15 protein-coding genes and 1 tRNA gene are annotated in these 19,688 nt (G+C 61.8%); 7 read left to right on the plus strand and 9 right to left on the minus strand.

Going from position 1 to position 19,688, the window contains the following annotated elements:
* Positions 1-134: 134 nt before the first annotated feature.
* Together MCUTH_RS00830 and hisH are read left to right on the plus strand one after the other, a co-directional pair.
* Positions 135-1,544 carry a phosphoadenosine phosphosulfate reductase domain-containing protein gene (locus tag MCUTH_RS00830; protein ID WP_066954108.1) on the plus strand — a complete coding sequence of 470 codons (1,410 nt, stop codon included), beginning with the start codon at positions 135-137 and terminating at the stop codon, positions 1,542-1,544.
* Positions 1,519-2,127, plus strand: a complete 609-nt coding sequence (gene hisH / locus MCUTH_RS00835) for an imidazole glycerol phosphate synthase subunit HisH (RefSeq protein WP_066954676.1) — start codon at positions 1,519-1,521, stop codon at positions 2,125-2,127. The genes MCUTH_RS00830 and hisH overlap by 26 nt, the downstream gene beginning before the upstream one ends.
* Positions 2,128-2,283: 156 nt before the next feature.
* On the opposite strand, the gene MCUTH_RS00840 is transcribed toward hisH, so the two are convergent.
* Positions 2,284-4,122, minus strand: coding sequence for an AMP-binding protein (locus MCUTH_RS00840; RefSeq protein WP_150468698.1), 1,839 nt, complete (start codon positions 4,120-4,122; stop codon positions 2,284-2,286).
* 183 nt (positions 4,123-4,305) lie between these two features.
* Here MCUTH_RS00840 and MCUTH_RS00845 point away from each other — a divergent pair, with 183 nt between their 5' ends.
* The 3 genes from MCUTH_RS00845 to MCUTH_RS00855 all read left to right on the plus strand — a co-directional run bounded on the left by MCUTH_RS00845 (position 4,306) and on the right by MCUTH_RS00855 (position 7,608).
* Positions 4,306-5,130, plus strand: a complete 825-nt coding sequence (locus tag MCUTH_RS00845; RefSeq protein WP_066954110.1) for an SDR family NAD(P)-dependent oxidoreductase — start codon at positions 4,306-4,308, stop codon at positions 5,128-5,130.
* A gap of 25 nt (positions 5,131-5,155) precedes the next feature.
* Positions 5,156-5,383: a hypothetical protein gene (locus tag MCUTH_RS11780; RefSeq protein ID WP_066954113.1), complete on the plus strand. Its 228-nt coding sequence runs from the start codon at positions 5,156-5,158 to the stop codon at positions 5,381-5,383.
* 137 nt (positions 5,384-5,520) lie between these two features.
* A complete protein-coding gene (locus MCUTH_RS00855) occupies positions 5,521-7,608 on the plus strand; it encodes a PAS domain S-box protein (protein WP_066954116.1) in 2,088 nt (695 codons plus the stop codon).
* A 445-nt stretch (positions 7,609-8,053) separates the two neighbouring features.
* Here the strand turns inward: MCUTH_RS00855 and MCUTH_RS00860 are convergent, their stop codons facing one another.
* Genes MCUTH_RS00860 through MCUTH_RS00870 form a run of 3 tightly spaced genes read right to left on the minus strand, consistent with a single transcriptional unit; the run spans position 8,054 to position 10,378 of the window.
* On the minus strand, positions 8,054-8,749 hold the full coding sequence (locus tag MCUTH_RS00860) for a C39 family peptidase (RefSeq protein ID WP_066954119.1): 696 nt from the start codon (positions 8,747-8,749) through the stop codon (positions 8,054-8,056).
* A gap of 36 nt (positions 8,750-8,785) precedes the next feature.
* Complete coding sequence (locus tag MCUTH_RS00865) at positions 8,786-9,370, minus strand: HD domain-containing protein (RefSeq protein WP_066954122.1); 585 nt, start codon at positions 9,368-9,370, stop codon at positions 8,786-8,788.
* A gap of 57 nt (positions 9,371-9,427) precedes the next feature.
* Positions 9,428-10,378, minus strand: a complete 951-nt coding sequence (locus MCUTH_RS00870) for an ADP-ribosylglycohydrolase family protein (protein WP_066954125.1) — start codon at positions 10,376-10,378, stop codon at positions 9,428-9,430.
* Positions 10,379-10,482: 104 nt separating this feature from the next.
* Between MCUTH_RS00870 and MCUTH_RS00875 the strand changes: the two genes are divergently transcribed.
* Both MCUTH_RS00875 and MCUTH_RS00880 read left to right on the plus strand, forming a co-directional pair.
* Positions 10,483-13,563: a PD-(D/E)XK nuclease family protein gene (locus MCUTH_RS00875; RefSeq protein ID WP_066954129.1), complete on the plus strand. Its 3,081-nt coding sequence runs from the start codon at positions 10,483-10,485 to the stop codon at positions 13,561-13,563.
* Positions 13,550-16,849 (plus strand): UvrD-helicase domain-containing protein, encoded by a 3,300-nt coding sequence (locus tag MCUTH_RS00880; protein WP_066954132.1) that lies wholly within the window; start codon positions 13,550-13,552, stop codon positions 16,847-16,849. Before MCUTH_RS00875 ends, MCUTH_RS00880 begins: the two co-directional genes overlap by 14 nt.
* Positions 16,850-16,881: 32 nt before the next feature.
* On the opposite strand, the gene MCUTH_RS11785 is transcribed toward MCUTH_RS00880, so the two are convergent.
* The 5 genes from MCUTH_RS11785 to hypD all read right to left on the minus strand — a co-directional run bounded on the left by MCUTH_RS11785 (position 16,882) and on the right by hypD (position 19,666).
* Complete coding sequence (locus MCUTH_RS11785) at positions 16,882-17,043, minus strand: hypothetical protein (protein ID WP_169795886.1); 162 nt, start codon at positions 17,041-17,043, stop codon at positions 16,882-16,884.
* A gap of 19 nt (positions 17,044-17,062) precedes the next feature.
* Positions 17,063-17,722 (minus strand): hypothetical protein, encoded by a 660-nt coding sequence (locus MCUTH_RS00885; protein WP_066954134.1) that lies wholly within the window; start codon positions 17,720-17,722, stop codon positions 17,063-17,065.
* A gap of 162 nt (positions 17,723-17,884) precedes the next feature.
* Positions 17,885-18,358, minus strand: a complete 474-nt coding sequence (locus MCUTH_RS00890; RefSeq protein WP_066954137.1) for a nuclear transport factor 2 family protein — start codon at positions 18,356-18,358, stop codon at positions 17,885-17,887.
* A 152-nt stretch (positions 18,359-18,510) separates the two neighbouring features.
* A tRNA-Arg gene (locus tag MCUTH_RS00895) sits at positions 18,511-18,582 on the minus strand.
* A 52-nt stretch (positions 18,583-18,634) separates the two neighbouring features.
* Positions 18,635-19,666 carry a hydrogenase formation protein HypD gene (gene hypD / locus MCUTH_RS00900; RefSeq protein WP_066954140.1) on the minus strand — a complete coding sequence of 344 codons (1,032 nt, stop codon included), beginning with the start codon at positions 19,664-19,666 and terminating at the stop codon, positions 18,635-18,637.
* Positions 19,667-19,688: the final 22 nt, after the last annotated feature.

The following is a 19,688-nucleotide window of genomic DNA, read 5'->3' on the forward strand; positions in this document are numbered from 1 at the left end:
GGATACGATCCGGGGTTTCCCGGTGCACAAAGAACGGTCCCTCTCAGATAGGATCCCTGCCATTAGAGGGACTTTGCAGAACGGACCATATACGCACCAAGATATTTATTCATTTCTCTCCAACGAATATGCAAATGCCACGCCTTTATCTTGGAAAGATCCTGCTTCGATGGTGTGATTCCTGCCACGCTCCGGTGCTCTCCGGGACCTGCGCCTGCGGCGCCTCGACCCGCCCGGTCGCCGTCACACCGCCAGGAGACGCCCGGCCTGCGTTTCCCGACGATATCGAGCGGATCAACCGCATATTCTCCGACCATTTCGGAGCGCCACTGATACCGGATGGTCATATCGCACTCTTAAACAAAGTCCCTTCTGAAGATCGTATGGATGAGATCGTCCTCGGCGGCGCGGTCGTGGGGGCGATTCGCTATCTCCCCGAGGCCCGGCGCTGGGAACCTCTTCCGCGTCCTGCTGCCGCGGCGTACCTGAGGCCGACGAAGCGCTTCGTCGTCGTCGACGATGGTGCAGTCCCCTCCATCCGGGACAGCGGTGCGAGCCTCCTTGCGCCGGGCCTCGTCTCGATCGATCCTTCTGTCAGCGAGGGCGACGAAGTCTTCATCCTGACGCGGGCCGGAGAGTGTATCGGCGTGGGCAGGGCGAGAGTCGACGCCGCCACCGCCGCGACGATGGAGCGTGGGACTGTTGTCCGGACCCGCAAAAATGTCCCATCGGTCTGCGTTCCGGGAAAAGCGACATGGGAGGATGCTGTTCGGGCAAACGAACAGGTCCTTGCGGAGCACGAAGCCGCGAGCGTCAAGTTCATACGGGATGTTGCAGAACAGAACCCCAGGCAGCCCACAATCTCTTACTCCGGCGGAAAAGATAGCCTCGCAACGCTGCTCCTCGTACAGAAAGCCCTCGGTCCGGTCCCGCTTCTCTTTGCCGATACGGGGCTTGAGTTCCCCGAGACCTATGAGAATGTGGAGGCCGTAGCGGAACGCTATGGACTTACTGTTCTCCGGATCTCCGATGTGGAGACGTTCTGGAGCGAGTTTGAGAGGAACGGCCCGCCGGCCGTCGACTACCGCTGGTGCTGCAAGGTCTGCAAGCTTCACCCTGTCGGGCGCCTGATCGACGAGAACTGGGGTGAGTGCCTCACGTTCATCGGGCAGCGAAAGTATGAGTCGGTGAAGCGGATGCAGAGCAAGCGGGTCTGGCAGAACGTTCATGTCCCGCAACAACTCTCGGCGGCCCCAATCCAGCATTGGACGGCGATGCACGTCTGGCTCTACATCTTCCGGGAGAAGGCGCCCTACAACCGCCTCTACGAGCGGGGGCTCGACCGTATCGGGTGTTTCATGTGCCCCTCAAGCGACCTTGCAACATTTGAGATCATCGAAGAGGCGCACCCAGAACTCCTGGCGATGTGGCGCGAGAAACTCGCCGGATGGCAGGAGAAGCAAGGCCTCCCCGATGACTGGATCGAGAAGGGGCTGTGGCGGAAGCGGGGAGATGCGGATGAAGAAGCAGATAGTTATAATTGATTACGGGCTCGGCAATCTCCGAAGCGTCTTTCGGGGCCTAGAGAGGGCAGGAGCGGCGGCGGTGATCTCGGCGGACCCGGAGGTGATTGCGGCAGCCGATGGCATCGTTCTCCCGGGCGTCGGGGCGTTCCGCGAGGGGATGGAGATGCTTGGCGATCTCAAAGAGACCGTCCTTTCTGCCGCAAAGGATACGCCGCTTCTTGGGATTTGCCTGGGGATGCAGATGCTCATGGACAGAAGCGAGGAGCACGGCATCCACAGAGGGCTTGGGCTCGTGCCGGGAGACGTCAAGCGCTTCCCCCCCTCCGCCGGGGAGAAGGTACCTCACATGGGCTGGAACACCATCGAGATCCGGCAGGATACAGCACTCTTTGATGGGCTCCGCAGGGAGGAGTACGTCTATTTCGTCCACTCCTACTACGCAGCGGCTGCACCGGAGCATACCCTTGCAAGCACCGACTACATCCACTCCTTCGCGTCCGCCGTCAATAGCGGGCTTGCCTACGGTGTCCAGTTCCACCCGGAGAAGAGCGGCGCAGTCGGCCTTCGGATCCTCGAGAACTTCATCGAGAAGATCTGCTAAATACGAGAACCGCGGGCAGATTGGCGGCCGACCCTTTTTACCCTCATCTCCTCCGGGGTCGGCGGCGTAGCGGCAGGGTGACGGTATGAACCGGCATCTTTCCTGCCCTAGATTTTCATGAATACCCCTTTCTGAGTAAAAATAAATGGGAACTCCTCAGTTCCCGTTCGCGTGCTTGCGCATTTCCTGGTCACGCAGGATGTTGCGCTGGATCTTTCCTGAGATGGTCTTTGGAAGACTCTCGACAAACTCGATTGCTCGAGGATACTTGTACGGAGCGGTGGTGTTCCGGACATGAGCCTGAATATCTCTGACCAGCGATTCAGATGGCTGGTAGCCCGGTTTTAGGATGATGAAGGCCTTGACGATCATCCCCCGGATGAGGTCCGGCGACCCGACAACCGCTGCCTCCTGGACGGCCGGGTGCTCCATGAGCGCGCTCTCGACCTCGAACGGCCCGATCCGGTAGCCGGAAGACTTGATGACGTCGTCGCTGCGCCCAACGAACCAGAAGTAGCCATCCTCGTCCATGTAGGCTTTATCGCCGGTGTAGTAGAACCCATTCTGGAACGCTTCCTTATTTGCCTCGGGGTTGTCCAGGTACTCCACGAAGAGTCCGACCGGCCGGGGATCGAGTTTGATCGCGATGCGCCCTTCTTCGCCGACGCCAACCGGTTTTCCCTCGTCGTCGTGAAGTTCGATATGCCAGCCGGGGACCGGTTTGCCCATGGATCCGGCCTTATGCTTCATGCAGGGGAACGTGGCAATGCAGCAGACGGTCTCCGTCTGGCCGTAGCCCTCATAGATCGGCAGCCCGGTGCCTTCTTTCCAGACGCGGATCACCTCGGGGTTGAGCGGCTCCCCGGCACTACAGCAGTGCCGCAGGTACCGGAAGTCGAACTTATCGAGATCCGCGAGGATCAGCATCCGGTAGACCGTCGGCGGCGCACAGAACGTTGTAATCTCATACTTCTCGATCAGCGGCAAAAGTTCGGTCGCGCTGAACTTCCCCCGAATATCATGGACAAAGATGCAGGCACCGACGATCCACTGGCCGAAGATCTTGCCCCAGGCGCACTTCGCCCACCCGGTATCCGAGAACGTCAGGTGAAGGTCGTTCGGATGCAGGTCGTGCCATAGTTGCGCGGTAATAATGTGCCCGAGCGGGTAGCTGTGGTCGTGCAGCACCATCTTGGCCTGGCCGGTGGTGCCCGACGTAAAGTAGATCAGCATGGGATCGGTCGATTTCGTCTTCTTCGAGATCGGCATGCTGACGGTGTGGTGCGATACTGGTGCTGGGTACTCGAGTTCGTGCGGGTAGCTTACCCAGCCCTCCCGCTCTCCGTCCACGAGGAAGAGGGTCTCAAGCAACGGGCAAGCGTCTGCGACCTCATCGACCTTTTCAGCATTCTCGCAGTTCGTGATGATCATCCGGAATTTACCGGCTTGCACTCGGTATTTGAGGTCTTTTGGCGTCAGCATCGTTGGGCAGGGGCAGAAGACCGCGCCGAGTTTAATGAGCGCAATGACGAAGATCCACCACTCAGGTACCCGGGGCAGCATCAGCATGACCCGGTCGCCCTTCTTGATGCCGTACTTGATGAGGATGTTTGCAGCCCCGTTGGAGAGGTACCGAAGGTCACGGAACGTGTACTTCTTCTCATTCCCCTCCTGGTCGACCCAGATCATCGCCAGTTTGTTCCGATCTATCTCGGCCCACCGATCGATGACGTCGTAGCCGAAGTTGAAATATTCCGGAACATCGATCTTAAAATTGGCGCAGGCAGCATCGTAATCTGTCATGTTTGGCCCCGAGGCGCTTGCAAGCGGCGCTCCCACAGGGACAGCGGCCTTGACCCCGCTTCCGGATGCACCATTGAAGTACGTCTTGCAGAGTTCGTTGAGCCATTCGGACCGGGACATACCCCGGGGTTCGCGTATCCTATCGATCTGCGTGACGAGATCGTCATCCATCGTGACCGAATATCGCACCATATGTACACGTATGTGGTGCAGAATATCACCTTTTTGATTTGACACGCACCACATTCAGAAAAATCACGATCTTTTTGGTGCATTCCACCTGGTGCATACCTGATCATCTGCCATCCGTTTCAGGGGCGCACCACTCTGCCGCACCACTACTTTCAAGTAGGGATCGGGCATGAAAACGGCCACATGGCTGGACAGACTATACTGGTTACGGGTTCGACGGACGGCATCGGGAAGGCAACCGCACGCGCACTGGCTTCATTGGATCATTATGTACTGCTGCACGGCAGAAACCATGAGAAGGGCGAACGAGTCCTTGCAGAACTGAAGGAGGCCACGGGATCCGACCGATTGAGCCTCTATATCGCCGATCTCTCGGTACAGGATCGGATCCGAAGACTTGCGGAGGATATCGCGAAGAAGCATGATCGGCTTGACGTCCTTATTAACAACGCCGGAGTCTTCATGCCGAAACGGGAGGTTTCGCCGGATGGGATCGAGATGACGTTCGCCGTGAATTACCTTGCGCAGGTCCTGCTCACCCATGAACTCCTTCCCCTCCTTCGGAGGAGTGCCCCGGCAAGGATTGTAAACGTTGCATCGATTGCACACCGTGGCGTGGGGTCCGTCGACTGGGGGAACCTCCCGGGCTTTTCGAATTACGACCCCTATGATGCCTACGCCGTATCGAAGGTGGGCATCATCGCCTTCACCATCCAGGCTGCCCGCGTCCTCGAGGGGACGGGAGTGACTGCAAACTGCCTCCATCCCGGGGTGATCGACACAAAACTCCTTCGGGCCTATATTCGCGAACAGAATAACGGTTCCCCGCCGGAGAGAGGAGCCGAGGTGGAGACATACCTTGCTCTCTCGCCGGATGCAGGGAAGGTGAGCGGCAGGTACTTCGAGGAGAACCGGTGGACCCAGCCATCTTCCCTTGCCCTCGATCCCAAAACCCAGGATCGGTTCTGGAAGATGGCGCTTGATCTTACTGGAATTGGTGAGTGGTGAGACGAAAGCATGATGACGGATTAGAGTGAGCGACACTCACCCGGGTATCCGGGCAACCCAGAACCTGGAGGATGAGTGCATGAAGCGTAAACTGAAAGGCGATGAGAAGGCGGAGACGAAAGAGTACTGGTGCGAGATCTGCGGAGCGGCCTGTGACGAGATTACCGAGGAGAACTATCCCGACCTTGAGAAGGCCCGGGTGCTCTGTCCGGACTGCAAGAGATCCTACGAGGAGTCCTGCAGGCTGCGGTGAACGGGAACGGCAGGCTGTGCTCATGCCCGAAAGTTGGGATGGTGGTGGGGTGTCAGCCAGATTTATGAGTCGTGGGAGTAACTATATTGATACCTCGGCGGGGACTACCTCCTGTCAAGTCGCACAACCAGACTCCCATGATACCAACGAAACCTGCACGTGAGGATAAGGCCTCGCCCTCAAGCCTGGTAGAGGGCGATGGTATCCTCATCGTTGACGCCACCCTAACGATCGTGCAGGCTAATCTCCCGATACAGAGCCTTTTTCATGCGACCGAGGAAGATCTTCTCGGAGCAGATGCTTCTTGGGTCATCCAGCAGTATCTTGGACCACTGTTGACGGAGGAAGGAGCACTCAGAGAGGTCATTGCCCTCCTCCACAATGAGATGTGCCCCCCGTCGCTCCTCCTCAATATCCTGATCCCGGGGACGGGTGTCCGGCGGATATCCATCACCACGAGTACTATCAAGACCACTACTCCCGCACTCCGGCTCCTTGTCTTTCATGACACCGGTAAGGGTGATGCCGACCTCGCCTTGAGCGCCCATGAAGAATCCCCCATGGTCATCTTCACCCAGGACTGTGAACTCCGCTATCTCCGCGTCAGCAGTCCTGAAGGCCCCGTCCTCCTCCCGGATTTCGCCCCCGGGAAGACAGATGCCGACCTCTTCTGCCCCGAGGATGCCTCACGGCTGACCAGGCTCAAATCTCGCGTTCTGGAGACCGGGGAGGCAGCGAGGAGTAAACTGCTCCTCACCATCAACGGAGCCGTTCGCACCTTTGATCTGGCGGTTATGCCGATGAAATATGACAACGGACAGGTATACGGCATCTGTGGGACTTTGCTCGACGTTACCGAATGGAGCCGGGTTATCGAGGCGCTCACAACGAGCGAACGGCAGCTTTCCACGCTGTTGAGCAATCTTCGGGGGATGGCCTACCGATGCAGGATAGAACGCAGCTGGACGATGGAGTTCGTCAGCGAAGGAGCGGAGAGGGTCACCGGTTATCTTCCGGAGGACCTGATTGGCAACCGCAAGGTCGCTTATGGTGACCTCATCCACCCCGATGACCGTGAGCGGGTCTGGAGGGAGGTCACATCCGGGCTTGCGGAGGGGAGGCCGTTTCAGATGACGTACCGCCTGATCACAGCAACAGGCGAGGTGAGGTGGGTCTGGGAGCAGGGACGGGGAGTTTCCGGTTCCCGGGGCGGGGTCGATATGATCGAGGGTTACATCACCGATATCACCGACCGCGTCAGAGCCGAGGCTGCCCTCGCAGAGAGCGAAGAACGTTTCCGGAGCATCTTCACCACAAGCCACGCGGTCATGATGATCGTAGATCCCGGGACCGGTGCCATCGTTGACGCAAATCCTGCGGCGAGCGCCTACTACGGCTACCCGCTCGAGACCCTCACCTCGATGCGGATCACCGATCTCAACACCCTCGAACCGGAAGCGGTGCTGGACGAGCTTCAGAAGGCCGCGGTCAGCGAAGGACAGCATTATTCATCCCGTCATCGCTTGGCAGACGGTCAGATCCGCGATGTAGATCTTTACAGTGGTCGGGTTGTCATCCATGGCCGGGTGCTCCTGCATTCCATCGTCCACGACGTCACCGAGCGTCGGAAGGCTGAGGAGCAGTTCCGGGCGCTCCTGGACGCCACGCCCGACGCAGCCATGCTTATCGATCATCGTGGGACCATCCTTGCCTTAAACGAGGTAATGGCGGCACGATTTAACAAAAACGTAGATGAACTCGTCGGGACGTGCTTGTACAACCTCTTCCCGCCGGAACTGGCGGCGGCACGGCGGGATGCGATCGAGCATGCCCTCACTGCGGGTAAACCCTACCGGTACATCGATAAGCGTCCTGGAACGATCCTTGAGATTATCCTCTTCCCGATCCCGGGTGAGCGGGAGGATACCCGCAGGGTGGCGATCGTTTTGCGCGACATCACCCTGCAGCAAGAACTCGAGCAGGCTCGGAAGGAGGCATTCGATCGGATCGAGCAGAACATCGAGCAGTTCGCGATCCTCGGTGACCACATCCGTCAGCCGCTCCAGGTGATTCTTGGAATGTCATACCTGCTCGAGGATGAACAGGCGACCAGAGTGATCCAGGATGAGGTCAGGCGGATCAACGAGTACATCCGGCAGCTCGACCAGGGCTGGATCGAGTCGAGAAAGATCCGGGAATTTCTCAGGCGGCATGAACTGGTGTAACTCTAACGGCCGCGAGTATGCGTTTCACCGCTCAGGGTCGTAACGAATGCGGCAAGGAAGGCGTGCCTCTCTTCGGCGATGCTCCTCACTCTCGCACCGCTGATTCTCCTGCTCGGTCTCTCTGCCCTATTGATAGGTTCGATCCTATTCATCATCGAGGATTCCCCGGAAGGAGAAAATTGTCCAGATACGCCTTCTGCTTCGCCGGTCCGTAGAAGAAGTATCCGAGGACCCGGAAAGATTGCAAGTTGAAGCTCCCTGAGGACTCTCCCGTCGGACGGCACCCTTGCATTGGATCTGAGCATGACGAACCTCCCTTGCAACAGGGTCCGATGCCGGCGGGAGGCCTGCCGCTCGTACCGGGGGAGAGGGTGTCCTCTGCCCCCATTTTCCGATGAGGATGATAGCCGAACCCTGGAGGCCAGGGTGGTGATCATACTTCCGCTCAGGGCAGCGGCGCCTCCGGCACCCAGGCCGGAGGCACGTCCCAGGTGACGAACGCCGGCCGCTCCGCAGGCGCTTCGCCCCGGATGAAGACCCCGATGCCGTGGTACTTAGGCGACTCCGGTCCGTAGGGGAGCTCGGCCAGGTAGTCGTGCCAGGACTGCACGAACTCGTCGCGGTCCATGACGAGCCTCGTCCCGAGGATGGCGGGGTCTTCGATGTAGACGGAGCGGTCGTCCACCCCGATCACGACCATGTAGTGGCCCACCGCCCAGGACTCCTCCCAGGTCTTGTTCGCCTCCCTGAAGCGCTGGCCGTCGATGATGACCGGGACGCCATCGCGGATCGAGGCCTCGAGGTCGGCGATGGTGAGGTTGTCTTTCCACTCCGCCTCAAGGCCGAGGTCTCTTGCCACCCGGACCATATCCCAGGGGTAGGTCCCGTGGACGGGGGTGGTGTTGAGGTAGATGCGGAGGTCGGTCTCGAAGGCGTCGAGGCCCCAGTAGGAGAGCACCGCCTGCATCGATGATGCACCACAGGAGTAATACTCCGCCTGCCGGACGTCGGGGACCCCGGCGAGGATGGTCGGCTCCTCCGGGGCGGCGGGGCCCGGAACCGGGATGCCGGTCGCGAGGAGGATGGCAGCGGCGGCGAGTACGGCGCTGATGAAGAATGAGAGGATTATGCGGGTATCCATGAGAGGGACCTTCCCGGAGAATTGTTAATTATTTCTTTATTGTGCGGGAACGCACTCCTCCTCCAGGGCCGCGAGGAACGCGACGAGGAGCGCATGTCTTTTGGCGGCGATCTCCCGGGCGGTCTTCGTGTACATGAGGTCCTTTAAGTTGAGCAGTTTTGCCCGGATGTGATCGACCGCGTCCGGGATCCCTCCGCCCCGCTCTCCGGCTTGCATGAATGTCCTTGCGATCCCGACCGCGCCCATCGCGTCGAGTTTGTCCGCGTCGGAGAGCACCCGGGCCTCGAGGGTAGCGGGGTCGATCCCGGTGCTGTAGCGGTGCGCCCGGACGGCGTGGGCGATGGCGGCGATGCGGTCTTCTGGGTAGCCGATGGAGCGCAGATACGCCTCTGCCATCCTCGCCCCCTCCTCTTCGTGGAGAGCGCCCGTTCTCTCCTCGAGCGGCCGGGCGATGTCGTGGAATAACGCGGCCGGGATGAGGATATCCATATCGGCGCCTTCGCGTGCACCGATCTCTTCCGAGAGGCGCACGACCCGGAGGGTATGGTCGAACCCGTGCGCTCCGGAGCCCTGGAGCACTGTCCGCACGTGCTCCAGCATCGCATCGATCTCGTTCTGCATGAGAGATCTCTTCCCCGGGATCGGAAAGACTCTTCTCAACCGCTATCGGTCCCCGGCTCACACCGCAGCAAAGCCCGGTGATACCTCGCTACAGCGCATCAGCCGCTCGGCATACGCCTCGATGAGGTCGCGCTTTGCAAGGCACTCGAGCCACCCCCGCGGGATCGCGGACGCCCCGGAGTACGCCCCGGCGAGCTGCCCGTAGACCGCCGCGGTGGTATCGGCATCCTCTCCGAGGTTCACCGCGAGGAGGCAGTCCTCTTCAAACGTGCTGCTCCGGCCAAACGCCCAGAGCGCCGCCTCGACCGAGGCCGCGACATACCCGCGCCCCCGGATCTCGGGCGGCTCTTTGCGGAGGTAGGACCCCGCCGCGACCGCATCGATCTCGCCGGTGAGCGGGTGCTCTTCCCAGTAGCCCGGAACCGGCGAGTAGCGTTCCGAAAGCAGCGCCTCTTTCGGCGCACCGGCAAGTGCTCCGAAGATCAGCCCCCCGAAGTACCTGCAGGCGTCGACGGCCACCGGCAGTGCGTGCGTGGTCCGCGAGCTCTCGCCGGAGAGTAGTTCGATCGCCCGGGCAGGATCTTTAGCGTAGAAGATCGGCACCGGGGCTAGACGCATCAACGATCCGTTGCCTGCCGACCACTCGTCGGTCAGACCAGGGAAGGGCTCGCGGGTGCGCATGAAGCGCTCGAGGGCCCTTCGGGTCGTCGTCCCGATATCAAAGCACCTCTCTGTGCTCGAGAGGTGCCCCTCCCGGTACCAGCGCACGTAACGATCCAGCTGGTCGATGGGGTCGAACCCCTGCCTCTCGTTCAGGCTCTCGGCAAGACAGAGGGCGAGCGAGGTATCGTCGGTCCATTCCCCGGGCTTGAGGTTGTGGCGTCCGCCGCCGACCATGCCGGTGACAGGCTCAAACGTTCCCGGCGGCCGGAACTCGACGGCTACCCCGAGGGCGTCGCCGACGGCGAGCCCGAGCAGGCAGCCGCGGTAACGGTCGATCCTCTCCATGATCAACTCTGGCGTCACTTTCACCAAAGAGCGTTCTGTTTCGGCTCAAATAGCAACTCTCATCCCTTCCTCACTCCCTATCTCTCATCAAGAGAGATTGCCGAATGTCCCGCGCCGTTCTGTACCGCCAATTGCCCGGAGAGGGTCTAGAGAGATTCATTGCGGAGTTCCGGAGATCTGCCGCCCGCGACCCGTTCGCCACCATCCTCATCGTCCCGACCTCCCACCTTGCCCGGAGGATCGTCCACCGCCTCGGCAAGGAGGGTATCCCCGTCATCGCCGATACCGTCACCACCCTCCCCGGGTTTGCAAGGAAGGTGGTCCTGGCCCATGCAACATCGGAGACGCTGATCTCCGCTACCGAGTCACGGCTCATTCTCGCCCGGCTGCTTGCCGCCGGCAGGTGCCCGCTCCTTTCCGGGTCCGGGGCCGTCGAGGAACTCGCGACCCTCTTTGAAGTCCTCATCATGCGGAAGGTCGAGTATCCGGCCGCCCTCGGCGACCTTGCAAGTCAGAAGAGCGCCGAGATTGCCCGCCTCCTCGACGCCTACCTCCAGTTCCTCGACGAGCACCGCCTCGTCGACGAAAGCACGCTCTATTCCCGCGCAATGAGGGTGATCGCCGGTGAAGGCGTCGGGTTCCGGACCGTCTACGTCTATGGGCTCTTCGAGCCGATGCCGCTCGAGCGGGACCTGCTTCTTGCCCTGCGCCAGAGTGCAGATGAGTTCTACTACATGCTGCCCTACGCCCCAAACCCGGCGGTCTTCTCGGACGACGGCGGGTGGCTTGGCCCGGATGCGGTCGTCTCCGGGGATGAAAAAAACGAGCGCTCTTTGCGCATTGCCCGGCTCTTCTCCCGGTGCGAGCCAGCGGACTACAGCGAGTCCATTATGGTCGCAGAACGGCGGGACAGACTCGATGAGGTCCGGGCGATCGCCCAGGAGATCCGCTCCCTGATCACGGGAGGGGTCCGGCCCGATGAGATCGCGGTCGCGTTTCCCGATCTCGCGTCAATGGTGCCCTATGTGGAAGAGGTATTCCCCGACTTCGCGATCCCGTACACCGCGTCCGGCGGTCGGCCGCTCTCTGCATCACCGCTTGTCTGGGCGCTTCTTTCGGTCCTCGCCGTCCCGATCCGCGGCTACCGACGGGAGGACGTCGTCGCCCTCACGGCCTCTCCTTACCTGCCGAACGCCGGCGGTTGCGAGATCGACTTCCTCTCCCGGGAGGCCCGGATCACCGCCGGAGCCGCCTCCTGGGAGGAGCGGTTTGCCGCGCTCATCCGCACCCTTGAGAATGAGCGGGCTAGACCGGATGCGCCCAAGCACCGGCTCACGGCAAAGATTGCTGCCGTCACGGCAGCACAGGAGAAGATCAGGTCGCTCTTTGCCGACCTTGCGGCTCTTGAGGGTGAAAAGACAATCCGGGAGCACCTTGCTGCCTACCGCTCGCTCCTCGAGCGGTGGCAGGCCCCGGTGATGCCGGCAGACGGCGACCCCGATCTCCTCGATCGTGAGGCCCGGGATCTTAGGGGATTTACGGAGGCGCTCGCGGCGCTCGACCGCTTTGCCTTGCTGCTCCCGGGGGAGAAGATACCGCTTGCGGAGTTCTTCTCCATGCTTGAACTCCTTCTCTCCGGGACCCGGACCGGCAGAGAGCGGCACGGCAACGCCGTCCAGGTGGTCGGCGTCCGGGAGGTTGCACACCTTTCCGTCCCCTACCTCTTCATCGGCGACCTCGTGGAGGGCGCGATGCCCCGGCTCACCACCCGGCTTCCGTTCACCACCGATGCCGAGACTCGGCGCCTTGGGACACGAACAGGAGAGGATATCCTCCGGGAAGAGCGCTACCACTTCATCGCGGCTCTCCTTTCCGGGCGGACCCGTGTCTACTTGAGTTACCCCGCATCCGACGGCGCAACGCCGCTGGTGCGATCAGGATTCATCGACGCCGCCAAAGAGGCGTTCTCCCCTGCACCGTGGGGGAGCGGTGACTTCCCGGACTCCCGGCTCGCAGCAGCCAGGCGAGCCGGCGCCCACCTCGCCCGGGGGGAGATGCCGGAGAGGATGCCGCCGGGCCTCACGGTTCCCGAGGCGGTCTCCCGGCTCAACATCGAGAACTACCACAGGAAGGGCGCCTACGACTCCCCCTACGATGGCCTCCTCGAGGGTGACCCGGCAATCCTCGCGGCGCTCGCCGAACGGTTCGGCGACGGGGCGATCTTTTCTCCGACCGCGCTTGAGACCTACGCGGACTGTCCGTTCCGGTTCTACCTGGAGCAGGTCCTCGGACTTGCACCCTTTCCCGATGCCGATCCCGACCTGACGGCACAGGAGCGGGGGAGCCTCATCCACCGGATAACCTATCGGTTCTACTCCGGCTGGAAGGGTGACGGCAACGGGGCGCTCACCGAGGCGTGCTACCCGGATGCCGTCCGGCGGATCCTCGATACCGGCCGGGAGGAGACAGAACGGCTTGCCCTCGATAGCCCCCTCTGGGTTGCGGATAAGGAGGTCCTCCTTGGGTCGCCCGCGGTGGGAAGGGGCCTCCTTGAACGGTTTCTCGAGCACGAGATGGCGGTCGCGGGCTCCCATTTCGTCCCGCAGGCCTTCGAGGTCTCGTTCGGCCTCCCGCTGGTGCCGGGAGAGGTCGACGCTGCCTCGATTGAGGATGCAATCGCCATCCCGCTTGGCAACGAGACGATTCGCCTGCGGGGCAGGGTCGACCGCGTCGACGTCATGCCCGACGGCCGGTTCATGATCACCGACTACAAGACGGGGACCTCACACCACGGACTCAAGGATATCCAGGCTGGAAAAGCGCTCCAGCTCCCTCTATACCTTCGGGCAGTCGAGATCCTGACAGGGATGGAAGGAGTCGCAGGCACCTACTACACCCTCAAGCGCGGGGAGGTCCGGAATCGGCCGGTCTTCTGGGACGCGAGTCTTGCGGAGTGCTTCTCCTGCTACACGGGTTCACAGAGAAACGGCGTCGGGGATGTCCGGGAACTGGTCGAGACCACGCTCTCGTGGGTGCAGAAGTATCTTGCTGGGATTCGGAGGGGCTTCTTCCCGCCCCGGTTGGATTCCGGTCCATGCCCGACCTACTGCGGCTTTAAGACTATCTGCCGGTTCGATCCCCTGCGGATACTCGAAGCGGAGGCGATCCCCGATGGCACTGACTGAACGCCAGGCGAGGGCCGCGCTCGACCATTCAATGAGCCGGTGCGTCACCGCCGGGGCGGGGACGGGAAAGACGCACGTCCTGGTCCAGAAGTACCTAAGCCTCCTTGAAGCCGGTGCCTGTGTCGGGGAGATCCTCGCCCTGACCTTCACCGAGAAGGCGGCGAACGAGATGAGAGTCCGGGTCCGCCAGGCGATTGCAGCAAAAGAGGGAGAGCGGTGGGACGCCACCCGGAATGAGTTCTTGTGGGCGAAGATATCGACTTTCCACTCCTTCTGCGCCTCAGTCCTTCGCGAATTCTCCATCGAGGCCGGGGTGGGGCCGGCCTTTGCCGTCCTTGATGAGTGGGAGGCGTTCCGGCTCCGGGAGAAGGTGGCGGAGGACCTCATCCATGGCTGTCCTCCAGAAACGTGCCGCGCCGCAGTGATTGCTGTCCTGCGGGCGATAGGGCCGTACGAGTTGAAGAGATACCTGGAGACCCTGTACTCCCGCCGCGGGGCTACCGAGGCGTTCTTTGCCGCGCTCGCAGAGGGCGAGGAGAAAGTGCTCGATGCCTGGCAGGAGGCCGTGGAGCGGCATCGGGCGGAGACCCTCGCAACCTTCCTCGAACGTGCCGCCCCATCGATCGAGACGCTCCGGGATCTCGCCGCCCGCTATTCGGGTGAGCGGGACCCGGGGGAGGTCTACCTTCGAGCCATCGGACCCTGCCTCTCCGGTGAGATCAGGGTCGCGGAGATGCTCGAAGTCCACAAAGACCGGCGTTTCTCTGCGAGAATGGGGCAAAAGAAGAATTGGAGCGGTGACGACCTCGATGCCCTCCAGGCGGCCTACAAGAACCTGGATAGGTGCCTCAAGGACCACGCCGGGATCCTCTCGCTTGCGTTCGACCCTGCCGACCCGTTCACCCGGGCGACGCTCGACTTCCTCCGCGACCTCGGGGTGACCTTCTTGACTTTCCTCGAAGCGGTTGAAGCGGAAAAGAGGCGGCAAAACGCCCTCGACTACGATGACCTGGTGAACCGCACCCACCGGCTCTTCTCCGATCGCGAGGATATCCTTAGCGCGCACTTCCGGAATCGGTTCCGGTACATTCTGATCGATGAGTTCCAGGATACCGATCCCGTCCAGATCGCAATCATCAGGGCTATTCTCGGCGACCCGGACGAGAACCCCGCGAATCTCTTCATCGTCGGCGACCCGAAGCAGTCCATCTACCTCTTCCGGGAGGCGGACGTGACGCAGTTCAGGAACGCCCGCGACCTGATCGAGCACGCCCTCGGCGGGGAGACGATAGCGCTCGACGTCAATTTCCGGAGCACCCCGGAGGTTCTCGGGTTTACCAACGCAATCTTCGGCTCTCTGATGGCGGAGTGCGAACGCCCCTGGGAGTTCCTCTACGAGCCCCTGCACGCATCCCGAAAGAGCGAGACCGGTTCGGTCGAACTCCTCCTCTGTCCAAAGATCAAGGACCGGGCGGAAGGCCGCCGGGCCGAAGCGGAGATGGTGGCAAGAAAGATCCGCGCCATCGTCGAGCAGGGAGAGAAGCGGGTCTATCTGGACGGGGGATCAAGGCCGGCCGGGTATGGGGACGTCGCCATCCTCCTTGAGCGGCGGACGAACCTTTCCTACTACGAGTGGGCGCTCGCCCGGTACGGCGTTCCCTACCACGTCCACGCGGGCCTCGGGTTCTACGAGCGCCAGGAGGTCTACGACCTCTATAATATCCTTCGGTTCCTTGTAAACCACCTGGACGATGCGGCGCTCTACGGCGTGCTGCGGTCACCATACTTCGGGTTCTCCGATGCCCGGCTCTATCATCTCGCCGCATCACCGGGGGCATACCTCTGGGAGCGATTGTTGGCGGACGGGGGCGCGGATGCAGTCAGGGCTGCGGCGACCCTCCGGGACTGGATCTCGCTCTCCCGCAGGCTCCCGCCAGCCCTTCTCCTCCGCCGGATCGTCGAATCCTCAGGCATCTTTGTCGTCTTCGGCGGGATGATCGGGGGTGAGCAGGCCGCAGCGAACGTCGAGAAACTGATCGCCATCGCGAGGGAGGCCGGTTCCTCCACGCTCGATGATCTCGTGGCAGAACTCGGGCGATGCATCGATGACGAGCAGCGGGAGGGGGATGCTCTCCTGGATCTTGCGTCCTCCGATGCGGTCCTGATCATGACCGTCCATGCTGCAAAGGGGCTGGAGTTTCCGGTTGTCGTCGTCCCGGACCTTTCGGAGACCCCGCGGCCCGACGGCGCGACCATCATGGTGGAGGAAGGGCTGATGCTCGGGGTCTCGATCCCGAACCCGGCAAACGACCACGAGCGTGAGGAGACGCCCATCCTCCGGATACTCAAGGACGAGCACCGGCAGAAAGAGGAGGCGGAGCGCAAACGGCTCTTCTATGTCGCTGTGACCCGGGCACGAGATCACCTCATCCTCTGCGGAGAGGCGTTGGATGAAGTCCCAAAGAGCCTTGAGGACGGGAAAACCCGGATGGCCTGGCTCGCGCACTGTCTCGGTCTCACGCCAGAGGTCCGCGCCCGGGGCGAGGCCGTGCTCGCCCTCCCAAACGACGAGGAACTCCATATCCCGCTCACCACCGATCCCTCTGCGATCCCGGTCGAGGTGCAGGAGACCGCCAGGGTCTGCCTGTCACTGCCGGACGATCTTCCCGCGGCGGCCGCCCCGGTGGGCATTCTCCCGGACGGGGCGGAGGAGCGCGTATACTCGGCAAGCGAGATTGAGGCGTACCTCCGCGGCTCGTTGGAATCACGGTCACCGGGGTTTGCCACCGGGGGAGACGGCCTGACCCGCGGCCTCGTCGTCCACGAGGTCTTCCAAGGCCGGGACCCCGCTACGGTGCTGCGGCGCTACGGCATGGATTCCGGCAAGGCAGACGAGTACCGGGAGCTCTACGAGCGGTTCCTCGCCTCGCCCCTGATGCAGGACGCTCTCCAGGACCACCGTGAGGTGCCGTTCCTCGTGCGGGTGAACGGGTTTGCGTTCCAGGGGACCATCGACCGACTGGTACAACGACCGGGCGGCGCCTGGCTGCTCATCGACTACAAGACAGGAAAGCCGGGGGATCTTGAGGATTACGCAATCCAGATGACGATCTACCGCCGTGCGGCGAGGCAGATTCTCGGGGCGCCGGTGACACCCTACCTCTACTTCGTCGATCTCGATCGCTGGGTTGAGGTTACGGTGGACGAGGATCGGGTCTTTGCCGAGATCGCCCGTGCGGTCAGGGAGATCGAGGGAGGAAAAGAAGACGAGCAGGGGGTAAGGTAAAGAGAGGTTTTCGCACCGGCCTCCCCGCGGCTTCAGTCATAGAGCCCGATCGCGAGGAGATCGTCGTCCGAGAGTTCGTCCCAGAGTTCAAGGACGATCGAGCCGTCGGCGAGAACGTCTCCGGGGATGACCCATTCGGAGTCGACCTCTCTGACCTCTTCAGCGCCCTCGGGGGTTCTCACGAGCACTTTCATAATACTATCACCATGCCCTCTACTCCCCCCTGGCAGGGCAGGCAAGTTCGCAGGCGCGGCAGTGATCGATGCGTTCTCTCCCGGAGGCTTTGTCGGCGTTCATCCGCTCAAGGCACCGCTCCCGGCTGAACCTGCCGGTGGATAAGGCGTCCATCGGGCAGGCGCGGATGCAGTAGCCCTCGCAGCCGGCACAGAGATCGCCTTTTGGAAGGTCACGATCTGGGCATTCCAGCTCCACCCAGACCGCCCGGAACCGGACCCTCGGCCCGTATCCTGGGACCAGGACGAGGTTGTTTCTCCCCATGCGCCCGATGCCCGCCATACATGCCGCGTCTTTGAGGTAGATCCCGCCGGCCTCCGGCTGGTAGGGGATGACCCGGCTTTCGACCCCATAGTGCTCCTGCAGCCAGCGGCCGAGATCTCTCCCGATACCAGTAAGGATCCGGTCTCCGGGCGTCCCACGGTCTGGTTCCCAGAGGTCGAGTTCGGGGTGCTCTGGATCGTGGTAAAGCCCGAGGACGATGTAGGTCCCCCGGTCTCTCTGCGATCCCCGGTATCCATCCGCAACCGCTGAAGGACAGTCGATAAGCCGCTTTGCCGGGACTGCTCCCGCCACGTCGGCCCCGAGTTCACGCGCTCTCCGGAGGGCCGCTCTGATAATCTCTTGGTCGTCGGGCATTGGAGAGGGTATGGAGCCGGGGGGTGAAGAAGAAACCGGTCGTCCACCGTCTTCGGGCATGGCATACCGAGTCCTGCGTCGCTCATGGTCACGGTACCGTAACACCGGGGATGGACAGCGTCGTGCTGCCGGGTAACGACCCCAAGGACCGGCGGCACAGGATTACAGCCCCAGGTCGGAGAGCCCAGGATGATCATCAGGGCGCCGCCCCAGCGGCCAGTGAAACTTTCGCTCCCCCTCTGTGATCGGCAGGTCGTTGATGCTGGCGTAGCGGCGGCGCATCAGCCCATGCTCATCAAACTCCCAGTTCTCATTCCCATAGGAGCGGAACCAATTCCCCGAGTCGTCGTGCCACTCGTATGCGAATCGTACGGCTATTCGCGCTTCATGGAACGCCCAGACCTCCTTGATCAGGCGGTAATCGAGTTCTTTCGCCCACTTCCGCTGCAGGAATTTGACAATCTCCTCGCGGCCGTTCACGAACTCCGCTCTGTTGCGCCAGACGCTGTCGGGGCTGTACGCAAGCGAGACCCTCACCGGGTCACGGGAGTTCCATGCGTCCTCAGCCATACGGACTTTCTGCACCGCCGTTTCATACGTGAACGGCGGCAACGGGGGTCGACTCTGCTCGGTCATACGTGCATGACATCACTGCGGTGTTGATAAGAGTATGCCCGGATGGCATCGGCGCACCCTCGTGCGGACGGCAGAACGAGGTAGTTAGATAGTAGAATTGCATTGCTAAATCGTAAATGTGCTTTGTGGTGGAACTGAGTTGAGAAATAGGACGCCCCGGCTGGGATTTGAACCCAGGTCGAAAGCTCCGGAGGCTTTCAGGATATCCACTACCCTACCGGGGCCGTCATAACATGTTGTTGCCTATTGTATAAAAGGCCAGCGATAAGGAGCCCCTCATCTCCTCCTTGACTCGTAGAGATGCCAGATCTTACAGGCTCCTTCGTGGCTGACCATGCAGGGACCGACCGGAGTGCGCGGAGTGCAGACCTTCGCAAAGAGCCGGCAATCGGACGGCCGGGCGACGCCGCGCAGCACTTTATCGCAGATGCAGGCCGAATGCTTATCCACGTGCCGGATCGTGATATCGAACTTCTTCTGCGCGTCGTAGGCCTCGAACTCCGGCTTTAAGCGGAGGCCCGATGCCGGGATCACCGGGAACCCGCGCCATTCAACATCGAACGGATCAAAAACCTCATACATGAGGCGTTTCGCCTTGACGTTCCCCTCCCGGGTGACCGCGCGCGGGTATGCGTTCTCCACCTTATGCACGCCATCGCGGACCTGCTGCACCGCCATCAGAAGGCCAAGGAGAATGTCCTCCGGTTCGAACCCCGCGACGACCTGCGGGACGGGGAACCGCTCATACTCTTCATAGCCCATCACCGTGCAGACGTGCCCGGGGAGGATGAACCCATCAAGCGTCGCCTCCCCCTGAGAGAGGAGCCACTCCATTGCCGGGGGGACGAGCCGGTGGCACGAGAGGATCGAGAAGTTTTCTGGCGGGCGGGTGAGGATCGTGGCGGCGACCGTCGGCGCGGTGGTCTCGAATCCGACCGATATAAAGACGACCTCCCGGTCAGGCTCCCGTCTTGCGATCTCCACCGCCTTGTGGACGCCCTGCACCACCCGGACGTCTCCACCGCTCGACTCGAGCGAGCCCTTCGTCCCCGGGACGCGTAAAAGATCGCCGTAGGTCGTAATGGTGCAGCCGCGCTCAACCAGGTCGAGCGCGGCATCAATCTCCCCCTGCGGCGTGATGCAGACCGGACAGCCCGGTCCCATCACGATCTTGAGCCTTTCGGGAAGGATGCTCCGGAGTCCGGCGCGCGCGATCGCCGCCTCGTGGGTACCACAGATATGCATGAGCGTGATATCCCGATCGACGAGATCGTGAAGTGTCTTGAGGATCTCCTTACCTACCGCCATGGATTCTCATACTGATCTCTCG

Origin of the sequence: Methanoculleus thermophilus (assembly GCF_001571405.1) — an archaeon.
In the GTDB taxonomy this organism is placed as follows: Archaea; Halobacteriota; Methanomicrobia; order Methanomicrobiales; family Methanoculleaceae; genus Methanoculleus; species Methanoculleus thermophilus.